The organism is Bacillus cereus group sp. MYBK220-1 (genome assembly GCF_051916445.1).
GTDB lineage: Bacteria > Bacillota > Bacilli > Bacillales > Bacillaceae_G > Bacillus_A > Bacillus_A cereus.
Genome location: NZ_JBQAGQ010000018.1, coordinates 1 through 8,619, shown reverse-complemented (window position 1 = coordinate 8,619; position 8,619 = coordinate 1). Strand labels below are relative to the sequence as shown.

Below are 8,619 nucleotides of genomic sequence, written 5' to 3'. Positions count from 1 at the left end.
AAAGTTAGTTTGTCTAGCATCTAAAATAAAAATTGACGTTTCACGTTGTTTGTTTCGTTCAGTTTTCAAAGAACTACTTGGTCGCTCATTTGCGACTTCCTTATGTTAACACTTTCGTTAATTGATGTCAACTAAGTTTTTTATTTCGTTTGTCGCTTTCGACGTTATTGTCCTCGGCGACTTGTCCTATATTACACCCCCGTAGATCAACCGTCAATACCTTTTATCTTTTTTATTTTATAAATCATAAAAGCTTTGCCCTCTCTTAATTTCTAACACAGCCTTAGAACTTCTTAAACTTATGTATTCAAACTAACAATCTGCAGCCTACACTCTCTAACTTAATACTAATACTTTTCTAAAGAATGAATGTGAGACCAAGTAAATATATATTAAGGATAGTATTTTTTCTTTTAGTACGTCCTCCCTCCTGCTCATCTCTAGGGAGATTATAAATAAAACACTTCTCTTCTTTACCTTTAAAATCTAATATACTTAGGAGGCGTTATGAAATGCATGTTAATAAAAAGATAATTTATGTATCCCATGATGCCCATTTCCACGGAGCACAGCTACTTTCTTTACATACTATTAAGGCTCTTAAAGAAAACTTTGATTACTCTGTTGCAATTATTTCTATTGGATCAGGTATTTTAATTCCAGATTTTCAAAAGTACGGTCCTGTTTATTGTCTCGAGCAAGGTTATCAAACAGAAGAAAAGGTCGAATTATTAATAAAGGATTTATTATCACAGGATTTTACCCTCGCCATATGTAGCACTGTCATAAGTGGCGATATCGTCGCATTACTAGCTAGACACAATATAAAAGTTGTTTCATTAATACATGAATTACCGCATTTAATACAACAGTACTCTGCTGAAGGGAAAGCTAAAAACATCGCTGAATTTGCTTACAAAGTTGTCTTCCCTTCACAATACGTATATGAAAAATTTCGTACAATCACTGAATTGGATCCTCAAAAATGTCACATTCTCCCTCAAGGTTTGTTTAACCACAATCCTTATAAAAACAATATCGCAAAAGCTAGAAATGAGTTACGTAAGAAGCTTAACCTGCCTCTAGATAGCAAAATTATCTTAGGTGTAGGCTTCGCAGATTATCGAAAAGGAATAGATTTATTCTCACTTATCTCTTACTCAGTACGAAAGACTCACAAGGATATTCATTTCATTTGGGTAGGGAGAACGGACGTTCAATTCCTGAATACACTGCCCCCTAAATATAAAGCACATTTCACATTAGTCGATCCTACTCCCGATATCGGATTATATAACGCCGGGGCTGACTTATACTTATTAACTTCAAGGGAAGATCCTTTTCCAAATGTTGTTTTAGAAGCATTAGATGCAAAACTTCCTGTTATAGGGTTTAAAAATGCTGGAGGTTTTGAAGATGTTGTTACAGAAAAAACTGGTGCCTTAGTAGATTTTTTAAATTTACCCAAAATGCTAGAAAAAATATATGAATTTATTCATGATGAGGGATTACGATTACAAAAGGGAAGCTTTGGCCAAGAACTTATCGAAAAAAACTTCAATTTTCTTAATTACATTTATCAATTACTAGATCTTCTCGAACATAATTACAAAAAGATAAGTGTAATCATACCGAACTATAATTATGAAAAATACTTACCTGCTCGAATCGAATCAATATTAAACCAAACCTACCCTCTTTACGAACTAATTTTCTTAGACGATGCCTCCACTGATCATAGCGTATCAACTTTTAAAAAGCTGCTCTCAAAAGAAAATAAGACCCACCTGAAGGTTCAACAGGTTATTAATGATAAAAACTCTGGTTCTGTATTTAAACAATGGATAAAAGGAGTCTCTGCAGCAACTGGTGATTATATTTGGATCGCAGAGGCCGATGACTTATGCGATAAGACATTTTTACAAGAGGTGATACAGGGGTTTTATATAAATAACAATATTACCTTAAGTTACACACAATCAAAACAAATTGATGAACAAGGAAATGTATTGGCTAATCATTATTTAAATTACACAAATGATATCGATAAAGAAAAATGGAAAGGCCCCTATTTTCGAAAAGGCGTCGAAGAAATACAAGATACGTTACTTATCAAAAACACTATACCTAATGTTTCAAGTGTAGTTTTTAAAAATATAGATATGAAGAAAACAGAAAAACAGTTAGAGAAGTTCAAAATAGCTGGTGATTGGTTTTTCTATGTTTCTCTTCTTACAGAGGGAGATATTTACTTCAATCCAGCCCCCTTAAACTATCATAGACGACATTTAAATAGCGTAACAAGAACAGAAGATTCATACTCCCATTACAATGAAGTTGTGCAAATGCAAAATTTCATTAAAGAAAGATTTACTATCGACGACATTTCTAAAATGAAAATGTATACATATAGAAAGCATCTTAAAGCATACTTAAAAATTTAAACTTGTGCTTTCTATGCCATCAATATCTCTTGTAAGTTGCTACTATTACTTAAGGGAGGAATACTCTTTGAAAGACTTTATAGAGGAACATAAAGATTTAATTTCTCAAATCGCACACAGCTATAATGTAAATGCAAGTATCCATCCTGAGGATCATATCTTTCAGTTCATTGTCACTAATCCCGTCTTCCCATCAAAAAAAGAAGCGATAGATTACTACTTTAAAGATGGGCAAAACTCAGCACAAATACTCTTAAACTTAATTACTTCCCTTTATCCTCCTACAGGCAATCCAATTAAATTGTTAGAATTTGCATCCGGATACGGCTGCGTAACACGTCATTTATTAAATCTACAAGCGAATTTGAGTATAACCGCTTGCGATATACACGAAGAGGCTATTTCCTTTATTGAAAACAAATTAAATAGTGCTTCTATATTATCTCATCCTGAGCCTGAACAGTTAAAATTGGACTCCTCTACGTACGATATCGTTTTTTGTCTATCCTTTTTCTCTCATATGCCTGATACAACTTGGTTTCGTTGGCTGCAAACATTGTATAACGCTGTTTCACCTGGTGGTTTATTCATTTTCACAACCCATGGCTATCAAAGCAAAAAATACTTCGGGTTTCCAAATTTAAATGAAAAGGGCTATTGGTTTCTCTCTTCTAGTGAACAATTCGATTTAGATGTGAATCAATACGGACAAACGATAGTTAGTCCCTCTTACGTGTGTGACAAAATTAAATTATTACCCCATAACCCAATTATCAAAAAGTATACTGAAGGATTTTGGTGGGAACATCAAGACCTTTGGGTTATAGAAAAAGAAGTAAAATAATAACCCACGCTCTGCTTATACAAGTAGAGTGTGGGTTATTGTTTTTTACTATATAAGAACTCTTCAATCCATAGCTTATTTAATCTAATCCCATGTTTAAAATCTATTTTAGGTTCCCAATTCAATTCTTGTTTTATCTTATCAATATTTAAAATGATTTTTTGAACGTTCTCTTGTTTTTGTTTGTAACAGATAAAATCCACTTTTCTTTCTGTTATTTTCTCTAATTCCACTATAATTCGTTTTAAAGAAAGACCTTTGCCACTCCCTATGTTGTATACGCAAGATTTCAATTGATTTAATTGTGCTAGTTGTATAGTAATTTCAACTAAATCATCGATATAAATATAATCTCTAATAATCTCCTCTGGATTCCCATATATATGAATCCTTTCATTACTGAGATGCTGGTACAAAAAACAATTTATCGCCCCAACTTTTTTTAAGGGGTTTTGGTATTTTCCATACGGATTAGAATATCTACATACAACATAATCTATTCCATATTTTCTCTTATAAAAATACAAATAATTCTCCAGCGAAACTTTTGTTATTCCATACGGGGAAAGTGGTCTTAATGGATGTTTCTCATCAATAGGCAAATATTCAGGTTCACCATAAACTGTGCCTCCCGAAGAAGCTAATATAATTTTTTTAATACGAAAATCTTTAACACTTTCCATGAAATTAAGAAAAAATAGACTGCTATTAATATCACCGAAAACATCTTCAATTGAAGTTGCTACGTTAGACGTCGCAGCTAAATAAATAATAATATCTATATTCACTAAAGCCTTATATATATCCTCAACATTTTTTAAATCACCTTTAATAAATTCAACTTCACTTACAATATTTTGAGGAAAATTATTTATATGTCTGGAAAATACTTTTACATTTTGCCCCTGTTTCAATAAACCCAATGCGAGGTTGATACCAATGAAACTATTTCCACCTACTATTAAATAATTATTCTTCCTCATAATATCATCTCTCTAGTAGTAAATTTTTCCCGTCTTCAAACCTAAAAATATACACAAATAAACTGGATCATTTCGATTATTCATCTTCTTATCATTGTATGTTTGTTATAAATTTTCATTATCTTTATTTTCTATTTTCATTTCAGAATAGCTTCCTTATTCAGGTTGACTGCAAAAACACTCATAATATTTACTCATCCCCATGAATATATTTAATAAACAATCCTCACTTGTTTAACCCATAAAAAACTTCTAAATACACAAGGTTTTCAAAAAAGGAGTGCGAAACTCATGAAAAATATAAATCAAGAACTTTTAAATCATGTAATTCTACATAAAGATCGAATTCCACATTACCATAAAGACTTTCCGATTATACTATTTTGGAGTCATAGAAGCGGATGCACCGCGTTAGCTAATTGGTTCTTTTTTCAAATCGGATTATTTACTGAAGCAAAGAAATACAATGACTTTATTCATTACTATGAGTTCTGGGTGTATAAGAACAATACAAATTACATACCAGAGTTACAAAATGGTCTTCTAGAGGGTAAAAAGGATGTTTGTAAACTTGTGCGAAATCCCTATACAAGGGCTGTCAGCTCATTTCTATTACTTGCTGACAACCCATATGCTAGCCCTCAATGGGAAAGTATCCGTCATTATTTTTACAATGACAAATATAGTAATCAAGGAATATCATTTAAACAATTTTTATATTACGTTCAGGCATTCAGCTCCAATTCTCTAGCGTTAGATATACATTTTAGTCAACAATACGTCCCTGGTGAAGAAAACTTCATCCAATGTTATATTCCTTTAGAAGATTTTAATACACAAATCACCAAACTAGAACACACGTACGATTTGATAAAATCCCCTTTAGCACTTCTTACAAATTCAGATCATCATCGCGCACATAAGATGATTTATGCAGGGAGCTATGCAGAACTTAGCATTACAGATACAGACTTCCCACGATTTCCAACATACGAAAGCTTTTATGATAAAGAAACTATGGATTTAGTTACAGAAATATACGCACAGGATTTTGAAATGTACCCATACACGAAAGGGATATTTTAAGTCTATACATTTTCCCATGAATAAAAGCTGATGCATCGCATAGCATAAAGTGAAACTTTAATTCGATTGGGGGTTCTCTTCAACTGATTATTCCCTTCTCCTAATCGCAATTTTAAGAGATACCTAACTTTCCCCCATTCCCCCTTTGATTTCGCTGATTGTTGACGTGTATCATACTTTCCATAAATAGATTGCATTTAACATAGGAGGGATGTCGTGTGGAAATCAATTTGAAACACAATAATGGGTACTGCGTTATTTGCGAAAAGAAAGCTACATTTATAGAGCATAATGATTGGCTTAGAGATCATTATTTATGTTCTACATGTAACTCTATACCAAGGCAGCGAGCTTTAATCCATGCTTTGCATACATTTTTTCCAAAATGGGATTCCTATAGTATCCACGAATCCTCTCCTGGCGGGATTACAACTCAGCTACTATTAAAAAACTGTAAAAACTATACTTATTCTCAATACTTTAGAAATTATCCTCTTGGCCAATACTTTCAAGGTATTAGATGTGAGAACTTAGAAGACATGACTTTTGAAGATGAATCTTTTGATTTATTCATTACTCAAGACGTTTTTGAGCATGTAATGACGCCAAACAAAGCCTTTAAAGAAATAGAACGAGTATTAAAACCTGGCGGTGCTCATGTATTTACTGTCCCTTGGTATCATACACTCACAAAAACTGTGCAAAGAGCAAGAATGAATCAAGAGGTGATCGAATATATTGAAGAGCCCATTTATCATGGAAACCCTATTGATGAAAATGGATCTTTAGTAACGTTCGATTGGGGGCAGGATATGATTGAATATATTTATACACACGCAAACATGTATACCATTGTTTATTTACAAAAGGATAGATCACTAGGATTAGATGCTGAATTTTTACATGTTTTTATTAGTAAAAAGCAAGAAAATAAAGTTTAATCACTATATAATTCGGAGGTTTAACAAATGAATAACTTTAAGTTAGGAAGTGATTTTGATTACCTTGTTAATTCACTATCTGATGTCGAACTTCTAAATTTATTTATACAAAGTTGTTCGCAAACAACGGTAAATGGGATTCCCGTACCTAGGTTTCCTCCTGAAGAAATTCAAAAACAATTTGTAGGTGCTTCCTATGAACATGCTCTTTACGAAGCATATTTGTTTTATAGACATATAAAAGAATACGCCCAAAATTTAGGGGTTCCCTTGAATAAAGAAAGTAAAGTTTTAGACTTCGGCTGTGGATGGGGAAGAATTATACGCTTCTTATTTAAAGATGCCTCTGATCAAAATTTACTTGGCATTGATGTCGATCCTGCGATGATCACACTTTGTAATGAAACACTAGGAAGAGGGATATATAAAACAGCAAGTCCACATCCCCCTGTAGAATTTATTAGTGACAATTCATTAGATATCATATTCGCTTATTCTGTATTCTCACATTTATCCGAAGCAACTGCTGAAAATTGGGTAAAAGAATTTTCAAGAGTTCTTCGCCCTGGTGGAATCTTCATCGCAACAACACAAGCGCGCTATTTTCTTGATTTTTGTCAACAATTCCAAGAACATCCTGAATTAATTCAAACAGGATGGCATAAAACTTTATCTCAAGCTTTTCCAGATATACATCGCGCCATCTCGGATTATGAAAACGGCAAATTTGTTCACAGTCCTACTGGTGCAGGGGATGTTAGAAATAGTAGTTTTTACGGAGAAACTGTTATACCTAGGACTTATATTGAAAATCATTATGAGAAATATTTAAAGCTACAAGACTTTTTTGATGATGTAAATCGATTACCACAGGCCCTCTTTGTCCTTCAAAAAATTTAATTCCTTTCATTCAACGTAATAAATTTCATGACGAAAAGCACTTTCTATTTCAGCTATATATCAAATTACCTAATACTCTCTTATTAAGTAAGCTTAAAAAAATCCAATACATACCATAAAAAACAGTAAACAGATAACATATCTCTTGTTTTAAAATTACTTCACCAAATCAAGAATAACTTCCCAACACTTGAACTACGAAAAACATGAGGGGGATATAACTTGAAAATAATAGCTTTTTACTTACCACAATTCCATCAAATTAAAGAAAATGATCGATGGTGGGGGAAAGGATTTACTGAATGGACAAATACTAAAAGTGCACGACCTTTATTTTCAGGACATTATCAACCTAGGGAACCTTATCAAGATTTTTATTACGACTTAACTACCCCCTCCGTAAGAAAGTGGCAAGCGGAAATCGCTAAAGCATACGGTATATATGGTTTTTGTTATTATCATTACTGGTTTAAGGGAAAAAGACTATTAGAAACACCCTTTAATGAGGTACTAAAGATGAAGGAACCTGACTTCCCTTTTTGTCTTTCTTGGGCAAATGAACCATGGACAAAATCTTGGGATGGTCTCGATAAACATATATTAATGCCTCAAGACTACGGAGATATATCTGATTGGAATGAACACTTTGATTATTTATTACAGGCTTTCCAGGATGAGAGATATATTTATATAGATGATAAACCTCTATTCATTATTTATCGTCCAGGACATATTCCTGATTGTGAAAAAATGCTTAATTACTGGAATGCATTAGCGCGAGAAAATGGTTTAAAAGGTATATACTTTGCTGAAACATTAAACAGTTTTCCACTACCTAATATAAATGGATTCGATGCTAGCATTCAGTTTGAACCTTTCTATACAATTGCCCATGATAGCTCTTCAGACATAAATAAGGTAATATATGATTCTGATATGCAATTAAATGTTTGGGACTACGATAAAGTATGGATGTATATATTACAACGATCGCTCCCAAAGAAAAAAACATTTCCCGGGGCTTTTGTTGATTGGGATAATACTGCACGACGTAAAAACGCAAATAGCAGCATCTTTGTAGGTTCTACCCCTGAAAAGTTCACCATATATTTAAGCAAGCAAATTCATCGTACTTACTCTTTTTATAACAGCGAGTTTTTATTTATTAACGCATGGAACGAGTGGGCGGAAGGAACTTACTTAGAGCCAGATAAAAAATATGGATTTTCTTATTTAGAAGGGGTTAAAAATGCAATTGATAGAGGTATGAAAGCATACAAAAAAGACGAGTCATTCTGACTCGTCTTAAGCTTGCTTGGCGACGTCCTACTCTCACAGGGACAAGGTCCCAACTACCATCGGCGCTAGAGAGCTTAACTTCCGTGTTCGGTATGGGAACGGGTGTGACCTCTCTGCCATCA

At 33.2% G+C, this 8,619-nt stretch carries 7 protein-coding genes and 1 rRNA gene; 6 read left to right on the top strand and 2 right to left on the bottom strand.

Translation table 11 applies throughout. The features are described 5' to 3' along the window. Positions 1–512: 512 nt before the first annotated feature. Positions 513–2,444, top strand: a complete 1,932-nt coding sequence (locus ACTFRU_RS29265; protein ID WP_086388122.1) for a glycosyltransferase — start codon at positions 513–515, stop codon at positions 2,442–2,444. 67 nt (positions 2,445–2,511) lie between these two features. Then, positions 2,512–3,288 carry a class I SAM-dependent methyltransferase gene (locus tag ACTFRU_RS29260; RefSeq protein WP_086388123.1) on the top strand — a complete coding sequence of 259 codons (777 nt, stop codon included), beginning with the start codon at positions 2,512–2,514 and terminating at the stop codon, positions 3,286–3,288. Between the two features lie 35 nt (positions 3,289–3,323). Here ACTFRU_RS29260 and ACTFRU_RS29255 read toward each other — a convergent pair whose 3' ends face one another. Then, positions 3,324–4,271 (bottom strand): NAD-dependent epimerase/dehydratase family protein, encoded by a 948-nt coding sequence (locus ACTFRU_RS29255; RefSeq protein ID WP_001230834.1) that lies wholly within the window; start codon positions 4,269–4,271, stop codon positions 3,324–3,326. A gap of 291 nt (positions 4,272–4,562) precedes the next feature. Between ACTFRU_RS29255 and ACTFRU_RS29250 the strand changes: the two genes are divergently transcribed. The 4 genes from ACTFRU_RS29250 (at position 4,563) to ACTFRU_RS29235 (ending at position 8,497) form a co-directional block, all read left to right on the top strand. Then, positions 4,563–5,357, top strand: coding sequence for a sulfotransferase family 2 domain-containing protein (locus ACTFRU_RS29250; RefSeq protein WP_000790047.1), 795 nt, complete (start codon positions 4,563–4,565; stop codon positions 5,355–5,357). Positions 5,358–5,575: 218 nt separating this feature from the next. Continuing rightward, positions 5,576–6,298, top strand: a complete 723-nt coding sequence (locus ACTFRU_RS29245; RefSeq protein WP_000405122.1) for a class I SAM-dependent methyltransferase — start codon at positions 5,576–5,578, stop codon at positions 6,296–6,298. 27 nt (positions 6,299–6,325) lie between these two features. Beyond that, the gene (locus ACTFRU_RS29240) at positions 6,326–7,198 is read left to right on the top strand and encodes a class I SAM-dependent methyltransferase (RefSeq protein WP_025710433.1); all 873 of its coding nucleotides are present in this window, start codon (positions 6,326–6,328) and stop codon (positions 7,196–7,198) included. A gap of 222 nt (positions 7,199–7,420) precedes the next feature. Continuing rightward, the gene (locus ACTFRU_RS29235; RefSeq protein ID WP_086388124.1) at positions 7,421–8,497 is read left to right on the top strand and encodes a glycosyltransferase WbsX family protein; all 1,077 of its coding nucleotides are present in this window, start codon (positions 7,421–7,423) and stop codon (positions 8,495–8,497) included. Positions 8,498–8,511: 14 nt separating this feature from the next. On the opposite strand, the gene rrf is transcribed toward ACTFRU_RS29235, so the two are convergent. Beyond that, a 5S ribosomal RNA gene (gene rrf, locus ACTFRU_RS29230) occupies positions 8,512–8,619 on the bottom strand; the annotation flags it as partial.